This window comes from Delftia sp. WY8 (assembly GCF_018437695.1).
Taxonomy (GTDB): domain Bacteria; phylum Pseudomonadota; class Gammaproteobacteria; order Burkholderiales; family Burkholderiaceae_C; genus Comamonas; species Comamonas tsuruhatensis.
In genome coordinates, this window is record NZ_CP049795.1 from 2068384 (window position 1) to 2086341 (window position 17958).

Annotated in this window: 14 protein-coding genes; 12 read left to right on the forward strand and 2 right to left on the reverse strand. The window is 69.2% G+C overall.

Translation table 11 applies throughout. From position 1 onward, the window contains the following. Nucleotides 1-45: 45 nt before the first annotated feature. The 5 genes from G4D77_RS09480 to G4D77_RS09500 all read left to right on the forward strand — a co-directional run bounded on the left by G4D77_RS09480 (nucleotide 46) and on the right by G4D77_RS09500 (nucleotide 7635). Nucleotides 46-1242, forward strand: coding sequence for an MFS transporter (locus G4D77_RS09480; RefSeq protein WP_213757949.1), 1197 nt, complete (start codon nucleotides 46-48; stop codon nucleotides 1240-1242). A 168-nt stretch (nucleotides 1243-1410) separates the two neighbouring features. Beyond that, complete coding sequence (locus G4D77_RS09485) at nucleotides 1411-3945, forward strand: TonB-dependent siderophore receptor (RefSeq protein WP_154835349.1); 2535 nt, start codon at nucleotides 1411-1413, stop codon at nucleotides 3943-3945. 85 nt (nucleotides 3946-4030) lie between these two features. Further along, a complete protein-coding gene (locus G4D77_RS09490) occupies nucleotides 4031-6199 on the forward strand; it encodes a TonB-dependent receptor (RefSeq protein WP_154835351.1) in 2169 nt (722 codons plus the stop codon). 99 nt (nucleotides 6200-6298) lie between these two features. Then, nucleotides 6299-7441, forward strand: a complete 1143-nt coding sequence (locus G4D77_RS09495) for a PepSY-associated TM helix domain-containing protein (RefSeq protein WP_154835352.1) — start codon at nucleotides 6299-6301, stop codon at nucleotides 7439-7441. Next, complete coding sequence (locus G4D77_RS09500; protein WP_016450117.1) at nucleotides 7438-7635, forward strand: hypothetical protein; 198 nt, start codon at nucleotides 7438-7440, stop codon at nucleotides 7633-7635. The genes G4D77_RS09495 and G4D77_RS09500 overlap by 4 nt, the downstream gene beginning before the upstream one ends. Before the next feature lie 24 nt (nucleotides 7636-7659). Here G4D77_RS09500 and G4D77_RS09505 read toward each other — a convergent pair whose 3' ends face one another. Together G4D77_RS09505 and G4D77_RS09510 are read right to left on the reverse strand one after the other, a co-directional pair. Beyond that, a complete protein-coding gene (locus G4D77_RS09505) occupies nucleotides 7660-8484 on the reverse strand; it encodes an Hpt domain-containing response regulator (RefSeq protein ID WP_154835354.1) in 825 nt (274 codons plus the stop codon). Continuing rightward, entirely contained in the window at nucleotides 8481-9131 is a 651-nt protein-coding gene (locus G4D77_RS09510; protein WP_047326000.1) for a response regulator, read from the reverse strand. Before G4D77_RS09510 ends, G4D77_RS09505 begins: the two co-directional genes overlap by 4 nt. A 114-nt stretch (nucleotides 9132-9245) precedes the next feature. Here G4D77_RS09510 and G4D77_RS09515 point away from each other — a divergent pair, with 114 nt between their 5' ends. The 7 genes from G4D77_RS09515 to G4D77_RS09545 all read left to right on the forward strand — a co-directional run bounded on the left by G4D77_RS09515 (nucleotide 9246) and on the right by G4D77_RS09545 (nucleotide 17953). Next, nucleotides 9246-9617 carry a response regulator transcription factor gene (locus tag G4D77_RS09515; protein ID WP_017407052.1) on the forward strand — a complete coding sequence of 124 codons (372 nt, stop codon included), beginning with the start codon at nucleotides 9246-9248 and terminating at the stop codon, nucleotides 9615-9617. Further along, complete coding sequence (locus G4D77_RS09520; RefSeq protein ID WP_016450121.1) at nucleotides 9617-9787, forward strand: hypothetical protein; 171 nt, start codon at nucleotides 9617-9619, stop codon at nucleotides 9785-9787. The genes G4D77_RS09515 and G4D77_RS09520 overlap by 1 nt, the downstream gene beginning before the upstream one ends. Before the next feature lie 15 nt (nucleotides 9788-9802). Next, nucleotides 9803-12328, forward strand: a complete 2526-nt coding sequence (locus G4D77_RS09525) for a sensor histidine kinase (protein ID WP_154835356.1) — start codon at nucleotides 9803-9805, stop codon at nucleotides 12326-12328. 146 nt (nucleotides 12329-12474) lie between these two features. Further along, nucleotides 12475-13038: an RNA polymerase sigma factor gene (locus G4D77_RS09530; RefSeq protein WP_016449015.1), complete on the forward strand. Its 564-nt coding sequence runs from the start codon at nucleotides 12475-12477 to the stop codon at nucleotides 13036-13038. Next, complete coding sequence (locus G4D77_RS09535) at nucleotides 13035-14111, forward strand: FecR family protein (RefSeq protein ID WP_154835358.1); 1077 nt, start codon at nucleotides 13035-13037, stop codon at nucleotides 14109-14111. The genes G4D77_RS09530 and G4D77_RS09535 overlap by 4 nt, the downstream gene beginning before the upstream one ends. Nucleotides 14112-14199: 88 nt before the next feature. Further along, the gene (locus tag G4D77_RS09540; protein ID WP_154835360.1) at nucleotides 14200-16581 is read left to right on the forward strand and encodes a TonB-dependent siderophore receptor; all 2382 of its coding nucleotides are present in this window, start codon (nucleotides 14200-14202) and stop codon (nucleotides 16579-16581) included. A gap of 184 nt (nucleotides 16582-16765) precedes the next feature. Next, nucleotides 16766-17953, forward strand: a complete 1188-nt coding sequence (locus G4D77_RS09545; RefSeq protein WP_126312541.1) for a muconate cycloisomerase family protein — start codon at nucleotides 16766-16768, stop codon at nucleotides 17951-17953. Nucleotides 17954-17958 lie beyond the last annotated feature (5 nt).

A 17958-nucleotide genomic window follows, 5' to 3' on the forward strand; every position in this document is an offset into this window, starting at 1 on the left:
CTAACGCAAAAACTTTGCATTAATTGTGCAGCAGGGCTCTTAACCATGTCGGTACTGCAACCATCCAACTCCACTCCCGCTGCCCGGCCCGGCCGCAGCCTGGCCGTCCTGGCCTTCGGCCTGGGCAGCTTCTTCGCCGCCTCCAGCGCGCCCACGCCGCTGTACCGGCTCTACCAGCAGGACTGGGGCTTTTCCTCCGGCATGCTGACCCTGGTCTTCGCGGTCTATGCGCTGAGCCTGCTGCTGGCCCTGCTCACCACGGGCGCGCTGTCGGACCACCTGGGCCGCAAGCCCGTGATCCTGGCGGCGCTGGTGCTGGAGATCGTCTCGCTGGCGGTGTTCGCCCGCGCGGGCGACGTGCAGACCCTGGTGCTGGCGCGCGTGCTGCAGGGCTTTGCCACCGGCATGGCCAGTGCGGCCATGGGTGCGGCGCTGCTGGACCTGCACCGCGAGCGCGGCACGCTGGTGAGCACCATGGCGCCCATGGTCGGCATGGCGGCGGGCATTGTCGTGGCGGGCGAGTTCGCGCAGCTGTGGCGCCAGCAACTGGGCCTGGTGTTCTGGCTCATGGCGCTGATCTTCGTGGCCGTGGCCGCCGCCATGGCCGTGCTGCCCGAGACGGGCGCGCGCCGCCCCGGCGCACTGGCCGCCATGCGCCCGCGCGTGCGTATTCCGGGCCAGGCCCGTGCCGACTTCATGCGCGTGCTGCCCATGAGCATCACGGTGTGGGCGCTGGGGGGCTTTTACCTGTCGCTGGGCCCGTCGATGATCCGCTCGGTCACGGGCTCGGAGGTCGCCGCCAGCTTTGCCGTGTGCATCAACACGCTGAGCGCCGCCGCCGCCATCTGGACGCTGCGCAGCCGCGCGCCGCGCGCCATGCTGCAGTTCGGCGGCAGCGGCCTGCTGGCCGGGGTGGCCCTGCTGCTGGTCGGCGCCCATCTGCAAAGCCTGCCCCTGGTGCTGGGCGCCTCGATGGTGGCGGGCGCGGGCTTCGGCGTGGGCTTCCAGGGCGCGCTGCGCAGCGTGATCCCGCTGGCCGAGCCGCACGAGCGCGGCGCCCTGATCTCGGCCATCTACATCGCAAGCTACCTGGCGTTCAGCGTGCCGGCCATCGCGGCGGGCATGGCCGCCGCGCGCTTCGGCCTGTTGCCGGTCACCTATGCCTATGGCCTGATGCTGATGCTGTTCGCGGGCCTGGCGCTGGCGGGGACGCGCCAGCCCAGGCCGGTGGTGGTGTCCTGAGGCATTGATCAAAAATAAAACCATAGTAACCCAGCCTTATTCCACCTGGTGATCAACGGAAAGTAACGGAGAAAATCTCAGCGGCGGCGCAAAAAAAGTCCAGCCGAACTTGCAGGATCGGCAGGGCTTGTTCGGCATACGGGGAGTCACACCACTTTTCCCAGCCCCATGCCCCGCACCCACCTCCACCAGCCCCAGGACGGCCTTGCAGCCGAACGGGGCTGGCCTGCGTCCATGGGGATGGCTGGGGTGGCAGCGGTGCTGGGCGTGGCGATGCTGGTTGCCACGGCAACGGACTGCGTCCATGCGGCGCCGTCCGCCCAGGCCGCCCAAGCCGCCCAAGCCGGCCAGCGCAGCTTTTCGATTGCGGCCGGCCCGCTCACGCATGTGATCGCGCAGTACGCCAACCAGGCTGGCGTTGCGCTGTCGTTTGATGCCGCGCAGCTGGGCCGGCTGCAGTCCCCGGGGCTGCAGGGCAGCTATGGCGTGGAAGACGGTTTTGCCAGGCTGCTGCAGGGCACGGCGCTGCAGGCCGTGCGCGAGTCCAGCGGCGTCTATACGCTGCGGCCGCTGCCAGCGGCGGTCTCGGGCACGGGCGGGCAGACGCTGGGCACGGTCACGGTCCGGGCCACGGCGCCGGCCAGTGCCACGACCGAGGCATCGGACAGCTACGCGGCCAGCCTGGTCACGGGCTACAAGGGGCTTCAGTCGGTGCGCGATATCCCGCAGCCCGTGACCGTGCTCACGCGCCAGTGGCTGGACGAGCAGGCCCTGCCCGACCTGCATGCCGTGCTGCAGCACACGCCGGGCGTGACGGTGGAGTACATCGACAGCGAGCGCATCGCCTATTACTCGCGCGGCTACCAGATCGATTCGCTTCAGGTGGACGGGCTCAATGTGAACCAGGTGGCCTCGGCCTCCACCTTCATCCAGCCCGATACGGCCATGCTGGACCGCGTGGAGGTGCTGCGCGGCGCCACGGGCCTGCTGCGTGGCGCGGGCTCGCCCTCGGCCATGGTGAACATGGTGCGCAAGCGGCCCACGGCGCAATGGCAGGGATCGGCGGCGCTGACGCTGGGTTCCTGGGACCGCCAGCGCATGGAGGCCGACCTGTCCGGCCCTCTGAACGCAGCCGGCACGCTGCGCGGCCGGCTGGTGGCGCTGGCGGACGACAAGGCATCGTTCCAGACCGCGCGCAAGGAAAAGCGCCTGGGCCTGTACGGCGTGCTGGAGGCGGACCTGGGGCCGCGCACCACGCTCACGGCCGGCCTGCAGCACACGGACCTGCAAGCCACGGGCTCCTGGGGCGGCCTGCCCGCCGCCGCCGACGGCAGCCAGCTCGGCCTGCCGCGCAGCACCTACCTGGGCACGCCCTGGAATACCTGGGACCGCCACAACCAGCAGGCCTTTGCCGAGCTGGAGCACCGGCTGGACAGCGGCTGGCAACTGAAGGCCCAGGCGGCGCACACGCGCTTTCGGTCGGACGGGTTCAAGCAGACTTCGTTTTCCAGGGCCAGCGACAGCAATCCCTACCTGTTCGACGTGAGCACCTCCATCTATGGCGGCGACGGCAGCACGCAGAACGCGCTGAGCCTGCTGGCCAGCGGCCCCTTCGAGGCCCTGGGCCGCAGGCACGAGCTGTCGCTGGGCGCCGACCTGCAGCGCATCCGCAGCACGGGCGCCACGGGCTACTGGGGCGTGAGCCCGCTGCGCAATGTGGACATCCGCGGCTGGAATCCGTACACCAGCTACCCCGAGCCCTTCTACAGCGAGGGCAACGGCAACGCCTATTCATCGCCCGTGTCCCACATCCACCAGTACGGCGGATTCGCGCGGGCCCGGCTGTCGCTGACCGACTCGCTCACCGCCATTGCCGGTGCGCGCCTGAGCTGGTGGAGCTATCTCGAACCCGGCAATGCCCAAAGCGGCTACAGCGTGCGCCGCGAGCTGACGCCCTATGCGGGCCTGGTGCATGCGCTGTCGGACACGCTCGACGCCTATGCCAGCTACAGCGAGATCTTCAGCCCTCAGGACAAGAAGGCCGCCGACGGCAGCATCCTGGCGCCCGCCCGGGGCGAGGACCTGGAGGCCGGGCTCAAGGGCAGTTTCATGGACGGCCGGCTGCAGGGCAGCGTGTCGGTGTTCCGCATCCAGCGCGTGGGCAGCGCCATGCAGGACACGGCATCGGCCATGCCCTGCCTGCCGTACTACCCGACCAGCCACTGCTTCATGGCCGGCGGCAAGAGCCGCAGCCAGGGCTGGGAGCTGGAGCTGTCCGGCGAGCCCGCGCCAGGCTGGCAGGTGCTGGCCGGCTACACCTACACCCAGGCCAGGTACCTGCGCGACGCCTCCGAGGCCAACGTAGGCCAGCCGCTGCGGCCCGTGGACCCGCGCCATGCGCTGCGCCTGTTTGCCAGCCACCGCTTCAAGGGGCCCTTGCAGGGATGGACCGCAGGCGCCGGCGTGCGGCTGCAAAGCGATGCCTACGCCAGCGTGGGCGATGTCACCACCCGCCAGGGTGGTTATGCGCTTTTTGACGCGCTGCTGGCCTACCGCCTGGACGACACCTACTCGCTGCAGCTGAACGTGAGCAACCTGCTGGACAAGCGCTACTACGCCAAGTTCTCGCCCAACAGCACCTACTTCAACAACTACTACGGCGATCCGCGCAACGTCACGGTGTCGCTGCGCGCGCGCTTCTAGGGCCACGGCCGGCCTGCCCTCCTTTCCCGGTTTTTTTCCGGTCTTTCTTCACGGTTTTTCCTCCCGCTTTTTCCAACCTTTGCACATGACTGCCATGACGCACCACAGCACTCCTGCGGACTTCCGCTTCGCTCCCCATCCCCTCACGCGCCTGATCCGCCAATGCCTGAGCGCCGGCCTGGCCCTGGCCGCCGTGGGCGTGGCGGCCCAGACGGCCGAGGGCCCGGCCCTCAAGGAAGTGACGGTGAGCGACCAGGCCGAGGCCATTGGCGGACTGCAAAAGACCTATGCCGGCGGCCAGATCGCGCGCGGCGGCGACCTGGGCATCCTGGGCAAGACCGACCAGATGAACGTGCCCTTCAGCACGACCAACTACACCTCGGAGCTGATCGAGAACCAGCAGGCGCTGACCATCGCCGACGTGGTGATGAACGACGCCTCGGTGCGCACCCTGCAGGCGCGCGGCGGCTATGGCGATGACTTCCAGGTGCGGGGCTTTTCCCTGTCCATGCGCGATGTGTCGGTGAACGGCCTGTACGGCCTGTCGCCCTCCACGCGCCTGCCGCTGGAGGTGATCGAGCGCGTGGAAGTGCTCAAGGGCCCCGGCTCGCTGACCAATGGCGTGGGCCCCAACGGCAGCATCGGCGGCAGCATCAACGTGGTGACCAAGCGCGCGGGCGACGTGCCGCTGAACCGCCTGACCGCCACCTACATGGGCAAGGCCCAGTTCGGCACCCACCTGGACGTGGGCCGCCGCTTTGGCGAAGACAACCAGTGGGGCGTGCGCGTGAACGGCGTGTGGCGCAACGGCGAAGGCAATATCGACGGCGGCCGCCAGCGCCTGGGCCTGGCATCGGTGGGCCTGGACTACGAAGGCCAGGGCCTGCGCTGGTCGCTGGACGCGCTGACCACCAGCGGCAAGACCACGGAATTCCGCCCGCAAAGCGCCTTCCTGGCCGGCATCACCCAGGTGCCCGCCGTGCCCGACAGCCGCACCAACTTCAACCCGGGCACGGAGCTGCTGGACAAGGCCAAGACCGTGATCTCGCGCGTGGAATACGACATCAACGCCAACACCTCCGTCTACGGCGGCGTGGGCTACAGCGATGTGTCCAGTGACCAGAGCTTTCCCACGGCCGTGCAGCGCATCGACTCGCTGGGCAACTTCACGGTGCGCAACGGCTTCTACGACGAGTTCAACAAGACCACCTCGGCCGACGTGGGCCTGCGCACGCGCTTCAAGACCGGCGCCATCGGCCACACCGTGGTGGCCGCAGCCAACTACATGGACCGCGAAAGCGGCTACTTCTACCAGCTGACCACCAAAGCCGTCCCCTCCAACATCTACAACCCGTCGCCCCTGCCTGCCATCGACTTCGTGCGCGGCGCGCCCACCAAGAACGCCGAGCTGACGCAGCACAGCCTGGCGCTGGCCGACACCATGGCGCTGTTCAGCGACCGCGTGCTGGTGACCGTGGGCCTGCGCGACCAGACCATCGACCAGAAGAACGCCAGCGGCACCACGCTGTACAAGGCCAGCGCCGTGACGCCGCTGGCCGGCGTGGTGTTCAAGCCGCAGAACAATGTCTCGGTCTACGCCAACTACACGGCTGGCCTGTCGGCAGGCGGCACGGCCGGGCCCAACACGGCCAATGCCGGCCAGGTGTTCGCGCCGCAGAAGTCCAAGCAGTACGAAGTGGGCGTGAAGGTGGACTGGGGCCGCATGACCACGCAGGCCGCGCTCTACCAGATCCAGCGCCCGGGCTCCATGACAGACCCGGTGACCAATGTCTACAGCTTCGGCGGCGAGACGCGCAACCGCGGCCTGGAGCTGACCGCCTACGGCGAGATCCAGAAAGGCCTGCGCCTGCTGGCCAGCGCGGCCTTCAACAACGCCAAGCTCTCGCGCACGGCAGGCGGCGTGAACCAGGGCAACGATGCCAACGGCGTGCCCGAGCGCACCTTCAACCTGGGCCTGGACTGGGATACGCCCTGGGTGGAGGGCCTGAGCCTGAATGGCCGCGTGATCCACACCTCGTCCATGTACTACGACGCGGCCAACATCCTGCGCATGCCCGGCTGGACACGCCTGGACCTGGGCGCACGCCTGCGCACCCATGTGGCCGGCAAGCCGGTGGTGCTGCGCGCCAGCCTGGAGAACGTCAGCAACAAGAGCTACTGGGTGACTGCCGCCGGCTACACCACCACGGGCGCGCCGCGCACGCTGATGCTGTCCGCACAAGTGGACTTCTAAGCCACCGGCCACCGGCAACCGCCCCGCCCCCGGCATGGCGCCGGGGGCGCGGTGATGGCGGGGGCCCCAGGCCCCCTTCTGTCAGAGAAAAAACATCCCATGCAAAGCCACACGATCAAGACCTGGGCCTGGTTGCACAAATGGAGCAGCCTGGTCTGCACCGTCTTCATGCTGCTGCTGTGCCTGACCGGCCTTCCGCTGATCTTCCACCACGAAATCGGCCACCTGCTGGGCACCGAGGTGGAGGCCCCGCCCATGCCCCAGGGCACGCCCCATGCCAGCCTGGACAAGGTGCTGGAGGTGGCCCGCGCCCAGCACCCGGACCGCGTGGTGCAGTTCGTCTCCAAGTCCGACGACACCGACGACCTCTGGTTCGTCACCATGACGCCCACGCCGGCGCCCACGGACGATTTCCGCTCCGTGGTCATCGATGCGCGCACGGCCGAGCTGCTGGCCCAGCCGCGCTTCGACCAGGGCTTCATGTGGGTCATGTTCAAGCTGCACGTGGACCTGTTCGCGGGGCTGCCGGGCAAGCTGTTCCTCGGCCTCATGGGGCTGCTGCTGCTGATCGCCATCGTCAGCGGCGTGGTGCTGTACGCGCCCTTCATGCGCAAGCTCGATTTCGGCACCGTGCGCCGCACGCGCCAGCCGCGCCTGAAGTGGCTGGACCTGCACAACCTGCTGGGCATCGTCACCCTGGTGTGGCTGTTCGTGGTGGGCGCCACCGGCATGATCAATACCTGGGCCGACCTGCTGATCAAGTACTGGCAGCATGACCAGCTCAGCAGCGTGCTGGCGCCCTACCAGGGCCAGGACACGGTCCCGGTGGCGGAGCGCGCCTCGCTGCAGCAATCGCTGCAGGCCGCCCAGCAACAGGTGCCAGGCACCAAGCTGTACTTCATCGCCTTCCCCGGCACCACGTTCTCCAGCCCGCACCACCACACCTTCTTCCTGCGCGGCAACGAGCCCCTGACCTCGCGCCTGTTCCTGCCCGTGCTGGTGGACGCCAAGACCGCCCAGGTCACGGCCGCGCCCGCCCTGCCCTGGTATCTGACGGCGCTGCTGGTGTCCCAGCCGCTGCACTTCGGCGACTACGGCGGGCGGGCCATGCAGATCCTCTGGGCGTTGCTGGACATCGCCAGCATCATCGTGCTGGGCACGGGCCTGTACCTGTGGGTCAACAAGGGCAAGAGCCTGCCGGCCCCGCAGCCCGCGCCGCGCGGCAAGGAGGTCTCGGCATGAGCGGCGCGCGACACCGGGGCTTTCTCGCCCTCTGGGGCTGGCCCATCGCGCTGGGCGTGCTGACGGCCATCGGCCTGGTCTCGGCCCTGTTCAGCGACGGCGGCCTTGGCGACATGCTGGCCGGCGTCTGCCTGGCCGTTCCCACGGCGGCAGGGATCTGGCATGGATGGCTGCGGCGCAGGCCGCCGGGCTGAAGCCGGGGCAGGCCGGCACGGCGCTCAGTCGCGCAGGTCGCGCTGGCCTGCGCTTTCCAGCAGCTGCTGCAAGGCTGCGCCCAGTGGCCGCCAGACATCGGTGACACCGGCCCAGTCGCCAGCCAGGCAGGCCTGCTCCAGGCTCCTGGTCAGTCCGCTGGCCCGCTCCTGTCCCAGCAGGCGCAACACGCTCTGCAGGCTGTGCGCCTGCCTGCGCAGGGCCATGGCGTTCTGCTCCGCGATAAGGACCTCCATCCGGGCGATATCGTCGGGCAAGTGTGCAAGGCAGATGTCACGGTAGCTGTGGAACAGGCCTGCGTCGCCACCAAAGAAATTGGCGATGGCGAGCGCGTCCGACGGCGCATCCGGTTGCACATCCGGTTGCACATCCGGTTGCACATCCGGTCGCACATCCGGCTGCGCATCGGCGCCCTCGCCCGTCCCGGCCTCCTGCCTGGGAGGGGGAGGCGGCGCATGCTGCTGGAGCACCGACTCCACGCAGTCCACCAGTTGCGCCACCGACACCGGCTTGAGCAGCACGCGCCACACCTTCAACTGCTCCAGCTGCAGCGCAACATCGGCCCGCACGCCGGCACTGAAGACCACGGCGCAGCAGCCCGCCTGCGGCGAGCGGCGCAGCCACTCGATCAGCTCCACGCCGGAGGCGCCGGGCAGCATCAGATCGGTGATCAGCAGGGCAAAGGGCTGGGTTTGCAGCAGTTGCTGGGCCTGCTCCGCACTCGTGCAGGACACCAGCGTGAGCGGCAGGCCCTCCAGCGCCAGCGCAACGAACCGCGCAATCGAGGCATCGTCCTCGACCAGCAGGACCGCGGGAAGGGGCGCGTTCACGCCGCCGGCCCGCCCAGCAGCCCGCCCAGCGCTTCGGGCAGTTCCTGCACCAGCTGGGGCTTGTGGATCACGCGCACGCCGCCCAATGCGAAGGCATAGGCCTCGCGCTCTGACGCCTCCAGCGAGGTGACCACCAGCAGCTTGCAGCGCGCGAACTGCTCATGGGTGCGCAAGGTGGTGATCAGGGCGGCTCCATCGATGTCGGGCAGCAGGATGTCCACCAGCAGCACATCGGGCTGGATCTGGCCGTACAGCGCCATGCCCGTGATCCCGTCGTTCGCCACATGCAGCTGGACGTCGGGAAAGTGACGCTGCACCAGCATGCGCACCAGATTCTGGAAGTGCACGGAGTCCTCGATCAGCAGCACGCGCTGCCCGGTGCCCGAACCCGCCTGGGCAGGGGCCGGCGCCTTTGCCACCGCTGGTGCGCCGGGCACCCCGGGCGCTGCGCGCTCGCCCTGCCTGCTGCGCCAGCGCTCCACGGAAGCGCGCGTAATGCGGCGATGGCCTCCGGGCGTCTTCCAGGCCTCCAGCTCGCCGCGATCGACCATGAGCTGGACCGATCGCACGGCCATGCCCAGCAGCTTTGCCACCTCGGCAGTCGTGTAGTGCGGAATTTGGCCTGATGGGGTGCTGTTCTCGGACATGGCAGCAATTTTGCATCAAATACGATTGAAAAATTCAATATAAATTTGATGAATTTGATATTTATGATTTAACCTCACGCAGCCCCCCTTCAACTGCGTTGTGAAAGGTCCGCCATGAAGAAGATACTGATCGTCGAAGACCAGGCCGACATCCGCAAACTGCTGCGCATGACGCTGGAGTCCGGCGCCTACGAGGTCATGGAGGTGCCCACCGCCGACGAAGCCTGGGCCGTGGCCCAGCGCAACAAGCCCGATATCGTGCTGCTGGACATGATGATGCCCGGCACGCTGGACGGCCTGGAGGTGTGCTGTCGCATCAAGACCTCCTACGATCTGCGGCATACCCTGGTGGTGCTGCTCACCGCCCGGGACAGCGCAGAGGACCGCGAGGCGGGCTTCAATGCGGGCGCCGACGAATACCTGGTCAAGCCCTTCAGCCCGACCCGGCTGCTGCAGATCCTGGCAAGCCTTGAAAGGAGCGACTGATGATGATGCGCGCACGGGAGACCGGCCGCGTGGACCTGTCCATGGCAGACGGCCCGTCCAGCCGCAGGCTGGCGGACGGCTGGCACTGGATGCAGGCGTTCGCGCCGGCCCGGCCCGTTCCTGTGTCGCACGACGGGTTGACCGCCATCGTCGCGCCCCGGAATTTCTGATGGAGCATCTTCATCATGTCTGATCGAGCTACCGCGCATCATTTCCTGGGTGCCGGACGCAGCGCCCACATCAAGGCACTGGTGCTGACCTTTGCCCTGTGCGTGCTTGCCGGGCTGGTGCTCTTCGTCTGGAGCCAGCTGCACGCCGAGGCCGACCAGAGCAAGTCCCAGGCCGCATTGCTGGCGCGCGTGCTGGAGGACCAGACGGCCAAGACCTTCGAGAACACCGAAATGGCCCTGTCCAGCCTGGCGCACCACCCCGCCATCCTGGCCGCCGGCAGCACGCGCAGCACGCGCGAGGCCGCCATGGCCCAGCTGATCGCCCAGCTGCCCTACCTGCGCAGCATGGCCCTGCTCGACGACAAGGGACTCATCCTGGCCAGCACCCAGGCCGGCGAGGCCGGCCAGCAGATCGACATGCAGGAGCTGCTGCACGACAAGAGCGCCGTCGTCGTGCCCGGCAAGCCCCTGCTGGGCCGGCTGGTGCCCGGCCGTGGCCTGTCGGCCCTGGCGCCCCGCGCGCACCCGTCGCCGCGCGGCGTGTCGTTTCTGCCGCAGCTGCTGGGCTTTCACCAGGACAACGGCATGCCCGCCGTGCTGGTGGCCCTGATCAACCCCGACGCCGTGGCCAACTTCTACCAGGCCACGCTGGAGATCCTCAGCTACGAGGCCGTGCTGCTGACCTACGACGGCCGGCCGCTGGCCAGCACCAATGCGGGCACGGGCGTGCAGGCGACCGCCGTGCTGCAGACACCGCTGTTCCGGCAGTGGCTGCCGCACAGCGAATTCGGCTCCTACATCGGCGCGGGCATGCTCGGCTCCCATGAGATCGTGTCGTTTCGCACCGTGCGCAACTGGCCCCTGCTGCTGGTGGTGGAGGAGCCCTACGCAGCCCTGGTGGCGCGCTGGAGGGATGACGCCTTCGCCTTCTTCGTGGCCGGCGTGGCCCTGCTGGCCCTGGTGCTGGGCCTGAGCTGGTCGGTGCTCAAGACGCGCAGGGAGCAGAAGACGGCACAGCAGGCCATGGAGCAGGCCCAGGCACGCCTGGCGCGCAGCGAGCACGAGATGGCCGTGCTCATGCGCAGCGTGCAGGAGCTGATCTTTCGCACCGACAGCGAGGGTCTGCTGACCTTCGTGAACGCACGCTGGGAACAGCTGACCGGCCAGCCCAGCTCCGAGGCCGTAGGGCAGCCGCTGGAGAACATCGTGGACGGCCCGTACCGCGCGCAGATCCAGGCCCTGCTCGATCCCCTGGCCCGGCTGGCGCCGCGCAACTGCCAGGCCATGTTCCAGCTGCCGGGCCACCGGGAAATACTCTGCGACATCGCCGTCGTCCCCCTGCTGCGCGACGGCCGGCTCGTGGGCTTCGCGGGCAGCGCCGTGGACGTGACGGCCCGCTGGAAGGCGCAGCAGGAACTGCAGACCCAGCTGGCCTTCCAGCACCTGCTGTTCGAGACCACGCCCCTGCCCATGCTGGTCACCGACGCGGACCACCGCGTGGTACTGGTCAACAAGGCCTGGGAGGACTTCTTCGGCCGCGGCCGCTATGCCGTGCTCGGCCACGAGATCAAGGGACTGCACTCGCGCGACGATGCCCTGCTGCAGATACGCAGCAACCAGGTCGTGATGCGCTCGGGCCAGCGCATGGTGCTGGAGGCCAGGCTGCCCCACGTGGACGGCAGCTACCGCGACGTGCAGATCTCCAAGGCGGCGGTCAAGGATGCCCAGGGGCAGACCACCGGCGTGCTCAGCATCTTTGTGGATGTGAGCGAATTCCGCGCGGCCGAGCATGCCACGCGCGAGGCCCGCGACGCGGCCGAGGAGGCCTTCCGCGTGAAGTCGGAATTCGTCGCCAACATGAGCCATGAGCTGCGCACCCCGCTGCAGTCCATCATGGGCTTTGCCGAGCTGGGAAGCCTGCGCTCGCGCGGCAATCCCGCCATGGCCGACATGTTCAACGACATCCATGCGGCGGGCCAGCGCATGCTGGCCCTGGTCAATGACCTGCTCGATGTGGCCAAGCTGGACAGCGCCGTGGGAACCATCCACCTGGAGCGCACGGATCTGCGCAGCCTGATCCGGCCGGTCGTGCGCGAGCTGGAGCCGCAGCAGCAGCACAAGCTCATCGACCTGCGGCTCGAACTCGACGACGCCCCGCTGATCGCCAAGGCCGACCCCGTGCGCTTCCAGCAGGTGGTGCGCAATGTGCTGGCCAATGCCATCAAGTTCTCGCCCATCGGCGGGCGCATCGATGTGCAGGGCCGCATCGACGGACAGGGCGACATCTGCATCGCCTTCTCCGACCAGGGCCCGGGCATTCCGCCGCAGGAGCTGGACAAGATCTTCCAGCCCTTCGTGCAGTCCAGCAAGACCCGCAACGGCTCGGGCGGCACGGGCCTGGGGCTGGCCATCTGCCGCAAGATCATCGACGCCATGGACGGCACCATCGTGGCCAGCAACCGGCCCGAGGGCGGCTCGCTGTTTCGCATCACCCTTCCCTGCCGCAGCGCATCGGAGACGCGCCCGGCGGAGCTGCTGTAGCGGCACCGCCGGCCGGCGCGCCTGCGGCCGGCAAACGGGTGGTGAACAAGTGGCAAACGGGCGGCAACAAATGAGAAAAAGTCTCATTTAGAATGCCAGCACTTCGTCCCGCCCTGCCCGCCTGCCTTCCCTCCCCGCTTGCTTGTATGACACGCCATCCGACTCCTGCAGCCTGGCTGGGCCTGGACCTGCACTGGGCCTATGGCAGCCTGCTGCCCGCCATCTGGCGCAGCACGCGCTGCATCCACCGCGCGCAGGATGTGCTGCATGACGCCTTCGTGCGCTACGCCCTCAGCGGCCGGCACGAAGGCATCGCCCAGCCGCATGCCTACCTGCGCGTGGTGGCGCGCACCGTGCTGGCCGACCAGATGGCGCATGAGCGTCGCTTCGTGCCCCTGCCCGAGCTGGCAGGCGAGGCCGGCGCCGCGCAGCACCCGGTGGCACGCGCGGACGAAATCGCCTTGCAGGAAGCCTTCACGGCGCCTTCGGCCGAGATGCTGGCCGACCTGCAGCAGCGCCTGGGCGCCGTGCAGCGTGTCATCCAGGGATTGCCTGCGCGCTGCCGCGAGGTGTTCTGGCTGTGCAAGGTGGAAGGCCACTCCCAGCCCCAGATTGCCGCCATGCTGGGCATCAGCCTGAACATGGTGGAGCGCCACCTGATGCGCGCCCTGCTGGACCTGCGCGCCGCACGCGAGCTGCTCGCGCCATGAGCACGCCGCGCGAGGAGGCCGCGCGCTGGTTCATACGCATGCACCGGGATGCGGGAGCGCGGCCGGGCGCCGCCGATGCCGCTGCCTGGCGCCGCTGGATGGACGCCGACCCGCGCCACGCCGCCGAATACGCCGCCTTCGAGGCGCTGTGGCAGGACTTCGACTCCACGCCCCGCACCGAGGCCCTGGCCACGGCGGTGGACACCGCCGCACGCCAGCGCCGCGACACACGCAGCAACGCGCGCCGCGCGATCATCACCCGCGGCGTGCTGGGCGTTGCCGGCCTGGGCACGGCGGGCCTGCTGGCATGGCGCGGCTGGCTTGAATGGCAGGACACCACCGTGTTCGCCCTGGCCCGCGACAGTGCGATTGGCGAACGCATCGTGCTGAACCTGCCCGACGCCAGCGTGCTGACCCTGGGACCGGCCAGCCGCATCGCCACGCGCTACACGCGCCGCCAGCGCGCCGTGGTGCTGGAGCAGGGAGAGGCCCTGTTCGACGTGGCCAGGGATGCAGGCCGCCCCTTCACCATCGCCGCCGGCCAGGCCCGCATCACCGTGCTGGGCACGCGCTTCACCGTCAACCGCCTGCCGGGACTGGTGCGGGTGAGCGTGGAGCATGGAACGGTGCGTTTGGCGGTGAAAGGTGCCGAAGGAGCACCGTTCTTGCTGCTGCAGGCGGGCGAAGTGGGGGAACTGCCGGACGAAAGCGCCGGTGCCGCCCCCGGTGCCGCACCCGGAGCCGATGGCGCCCACGCCAGCCCCCTCCCCCGCCGCGTGCAGCGCGATGCGCGCGACAGCTTCTCGTCCATCGAACGCGGCCTCATCGTCTTCGACAGCGCCGGGTTGGGCGAGATCGCGGCCACGCTGTCGCGCTGGCGCCGCCAGCCCGTGCGTGCGGCCGTCGCCGACGGCACGGGCGGGCCGCACATCACGGCCGCCGTGCAGCGCGCCGATGTGGAGAGCTTCCTGGACGCGCTGCCGCGCATCGCCGCCGTGCGCGTGCAGGAGCGCGACGGCGCCACCTGGCTGGCCCCGCGCAGCACGGCGCCGGAAAAAATCCGGAAAAACTGAAAAAAAGCGGCCAACGCACATCAGGGATCCGGCGGGCTGCCCCGTCATACAGGCGAGCACAACCGATACCCAGGAGAACGTTCCCGCCATGCCCGCCCGCCCTCTTTCCTCCCGCCCGGCACGCGCCTGCCTGTCCCTGCTCGCCTGCGCGGCGGCACTGGCCTGCACGCCAGCCCTGGCCGCTCCTGCCGACATCGACCTGCCGGCCCAGCCGCTGTCCGACGCCATCAAGGCCCTGGCGCGCGCCACCGGCACCAGCATCGCGGCCGACAGCTCCCTGCTGGCAGGCAAGACCGCGCCCGCCGTCCAGGGCCGCCTGGAGCCGGCCGAGGCACTGCAGCGCCTGCTGGCCGGCAGCGGCCTGCAAGCCTCTGCCCAGCCCCAGGGCGGCTGGCTGCTGCGCCCCGCCCCGGCGCGCCCGCAGACCGCGCTGGACGAAGTGCGGGTGACAGCCACGGCCCTGCGCGACGGCCGCACGGAAGGCACGGGCAGCTACCGGGCGCCCTATGCCAGCGCGGCCACCAAGATCGAGCTGACGGCCCGGGAGACGCCGCAGTCCGTATCCGTGATCTCGCGCGCACGGCTCGATGACCAGAACTTCGTGGAGCTCACCGAAGCCGCCAAGGTGGTGCCCGGCATCGTCGTGCGCCGGCAAAGCAGCACGGGCGGGCGCAGCGACATCCTCTCGCGCGGCTACCAGTCCTCCACCTACCAGTTGGACGGTCTCACCGTCAGCGGCAATCCGGCCACCCAGGAAACGCTGGACCTGGCCCTGTTCGACCGGGTCGAGGCCCTGCGCGGGCCGGCCGGGCTGTTCTCGGGCGCGGGCGAGCCCAGCGTCATGCTCAACCTGGTGCGCAAGCGCGCCCTGCCGGACTACCAGGGCCAGGGCGCCATCGGCCTGGGCTCGCGGGGCCGCAAGCGGGCCGAGGTGGATGTCACCGGAGCGCTGTCCGAAGATGGCCGCCTGCGTGGCCGGGTGGTGGCGCTGCACGAGAACTTCGGCAGCCCCGTGATGGCCATGGACGGCCACAAGCAGGCCCTGTACGGCACGGTGGAGCTGGACGTCACTTCCCAGAGCACGGTCTCGGTGGGCGCCACCTGGCAGCGCGGCCGGGGCAACTACGACACCGGCCTGCCCGCCCACGCCGACGGCAGGCTGGCCCCCATTCCGCGCGACGTGGCCATTGCCGCCGACTGGGGCCGCGCCGCGCCTGAATCGCTGGCCGGCTTCATCGAGTCGGAGACGCGGCTCGACGGCGGCGGCCTGTTCAAGCTGGCCGCCCGCCGTGTGCTGCGCCAGCAGCGCGACAAGTACATCAACGGCTACTCGGCCGTATCGGACACCGGCATCAGCCGCTTCACCCAGGCCCAGACCGTGGACCGCGACTACGCCGACACCACGGCCGACATCTACTACAGCACGCCCTGGCAATGGGCCGGGCAGACGCACCATTTCATCGCGGGCGCGGACTACCGCAGCTCCAACATGCACCTGCGCATGCTGCGCGGCGCCATGAACACGCCGGCCGACCTGTTCCACTACGACCCCTCCTCCATCCCCGAGCCCAGCTTCAAGCCCTTTGCCGACGACCTCACGCGCACCAGCCTGCGCGGCGTCTACGGCCAGTTGCGCATCAAGCCCACGCAGGCCCTCACCCTGGTGGCGGGCGCGCGCAAGAGCTGGTGGAAGACAGAAACCTCGGACCGGCTGCAGAACACGCGCTCGGGCTACGAGGTCGATGGCCAGTTCACGCCCTTCGCCGCCGTGCTCTTCGATCTGAACGACAGCTGGACGCTCTACGCCAGCCAGTCGCGCATCTTCCAGCCGCAAGGCGGGCGCCTGGCCGGTGGCGGCCAGATCGCCCCGCGCGAGGGCCGGCAGGTGGAAGCCGGCATCAAGGGCAGCCTGCTGGACGGACGCCTGAATGCCACCGCCGCCGTCTACCGCATGCAGGACACCAACCGCGCGCTGGCCGACCCCGCCGATGCCGCCTTCGTCATCCCCGCAGGCAAGGTGCGCTCCGAAGGCTTCGAGGCCGAAGTGGTCGGATCGCTGTCGCCGCGCTGGGACGTGGCGGCCAGCTACGCCTACATGCGCTCCAAATACCTGCAGGGCACCGTCACGCAGACGGGCACCGACTTCAGCACCATGTCGCCGCGCCACAGCGTGAACCTGTGGGCGCGCTACCGCGTGGCCGGCCCCGTGGCCCAGGGGCTGGAGCTGGGCGCGGGCGTGCGCGCCGTCAGCGAGTTCTACGACACCCTGGGCACCGTGCGCTGGCGAGCGGGCGGCTACGGCGTCTGGTCCGTCTATGCCGCCTACCCGCTCACCCCCCAGGTCAAGCTGGCCGTGAACATCGACAACCTGTTCGACCGCGTCTACTGGGAGCGCGTGGGCACGGCCACGCGCAGCAACTACTACGGCCTGCCGCGCAGCATCATGGTCACGCTGCGCAGCAGTTTCTGATCCCGTCGCCACAGGGCGTGCGCAGCACAAGGCTGCCGCGCCCCCTGCCTGCCGCGCAGGCATTCAACACATCGACACCATCGAATGATTTCTCACAAATAATTCAATAGATCCACACAATGCATGGATTTACGCTTGTGTCCATTGCCGGCAGCCGCCGCCAGCCAGGACACCAGCCATTGCCATGCAAGACCGTTTTCTGATCGAGCGCATCGAGGCGCGGATCCTCGACATTCCCACCATCCGCCCGCACAAGCTGTCGTTCGGCTCCATCAGCCGGCAAAGCCCGGTGATCGTGCAGCTGTGGCTGCGCAACGGGGCCACGGGCTTTGGCGAGGCCGCCACCATTGGCGGCCCGTCGTGGAACGAGGAATCGCCCGAGAGCATCCACCATGCCATCGCCAACCACCTGGCGCCCAGCCTGATCGGCCAGGACGGCGCGCGCTTCGAGGCCTGCCTCTCGCGCATGGACCTGGCCTGCAAGGGCAATGCCTTTGCCAAGAGCGCCGTGGAAATCGCGCTGCTGGACGCCGTGGCGCGCAGCCTGCAGTTGCCCGTGTGGCAGTTGCTGGGCGGCAAGCAGCGCGACAGCCTGCCCCTGGCCTGGACGCTGGCCAGCGGCGACATCGAGCGCGACCTGGCCGAGGCCCAGCTGCGCCTGGAGCAAAAGCGCCACCGCATCTTCAAGATGAAGATCGGCGCGCGCACGCCCGAGGCCGATGTGGCCCATGTGAGCGAGATCGCACGCGGCCTGCAGGGACGCGCCACGCTGACCGTGGACGTCAACCAGGCCTGGGACGGCGCCACGGCGCGGCGCTTTCTGCCGCAATTGATCGATGCCGGCGTGACCCTGATCGAGCAGCCCGTGGCCGGCTGGAACGTGCCCGCGCTGCGCGAGCTGACCGCCACGCTGCAGGGCGCCCTGGTCATGGCCGACGAGAGCGTGTGCACGCCCTACGACGCCATGCGCCTGGCGCGCGAGCAGGCCAGCCATGTGTTCTCGCTCAAGGTGGCCAAGCACGGCGGCCTGCTGCGCACGCGCAAGGTGGCGGCCATTGCCCAGGCGGCCGATATCGGCTGGTACGGCGGCACCATGCTGGAGACCTCGATCGGCTCGGCCGCCTCGGCCCATGTCTTTGCCACGCTGGGCGGGCAGCACTACAACTGCGAGCTGTTCGGCCCCCAGCTGCTGGTGGACGACATCGTCACCGAGCGCATGGCCGTCCGCGACTTCGAGCTGCAACTGCCCGACGGGCCCGGCCTGGGCTTGGAGATCGACCTGCAGCAGTTGGCGCGCTTCGACCGCGCGCTGGCCGGCAGCCAGCCGCAGCACTTCGACATGGGGCAGGCCCGGACCGGGGCTGCGACCTGAATTCC

Coding starts and splice junctions, on each gene's coding strand:
- G4D77_RS09500 (WP_016450117.1), top strand. CDS start 7,438: ATGAGCGGCGCGCGACACCGGGGCTTTCTCGCCCTCTGGGGCTGGCCC.
- G4D77_RS09510 (WP_047326000.1), bottom strand. CDS start 9,131: ATGTCCGAGAACAGCACCCCATCAGGCCAAATTCCGCACTACACGACT.
- G4D77_RS09545 (WP_126312541.1), top strand. CDS start 16,766: ATGCAAGACCGTTTTCTGATCGAGCGCATCGAGGCGCGGATCCTCGAC.
- G4D77_RS09525 (WP_154835356.1), top strand. CDS start 9,803: ATGTCTGATCGAGCTACCGCGCATCATTTCCTGGGTGCCGGACGCAGC.
- G4D77_RS09490 (WP_154835351.1), top strand. CDS start 4,031: ATGACTGCCATGACGCACCACAGCACTCCTGCGGACTTCCGCTTCGCT.
- G4D77_RS09480 (WP_213757949.1), top strand. CDS start 46: ATGTCGGTACTGCAACCATCCAACTCCACTCCCGCTGCCCGGCCCGGC.
- G4D77_RS09535 (WP_154835358.1), top strand. CDS start 13,035: ATGAGCACGCCGCGCGAGGAGGCCGCGCGCTGGTTCATACGCATGCAC.
- G4D77_RS09520 (WP_016450121.1), top strand. CDS start 9,617: ATGATGATGCGCGCACGGGAGACCGGCCGCGTGGACCTGTCCATGGCA.
- G4D77_RS09540 (WP_154835360.1), top strand. CDS start 14,200: ATGCCCGCCCGCCCTCTTTCCTCCCGCCCGGCACGCGCCTGCCTGTCC.
- G4D77_RS09485 (WP_154835349.1), top strand. CDS start 1,411: ATGCCCCGCACCCACCTCCACCAGCCCCAGGACGGCCTTGCAGCCGAA.
- G4D77_RS09530 (WP_016449015.1), top strand. CDS start 12,475: ATGACACGCCATCCGACTCCTGCAGCCTGGCTGGGCCTGGACCTGCAC.
- G4D77_RS09495 (WP_154835352.1), top strand. CDS start 6,299: ATGCAAAGCCACACGATCAAGACCTGGGCCTGGTTGCACAAATGGAGC.
- G4D77_RS09515 (WP_017407052.1), top strand. CDS start 9,246: ATGAAGAAGATACTGATCGTCGAAGACCAGGCCGACATCCGCAAACTG.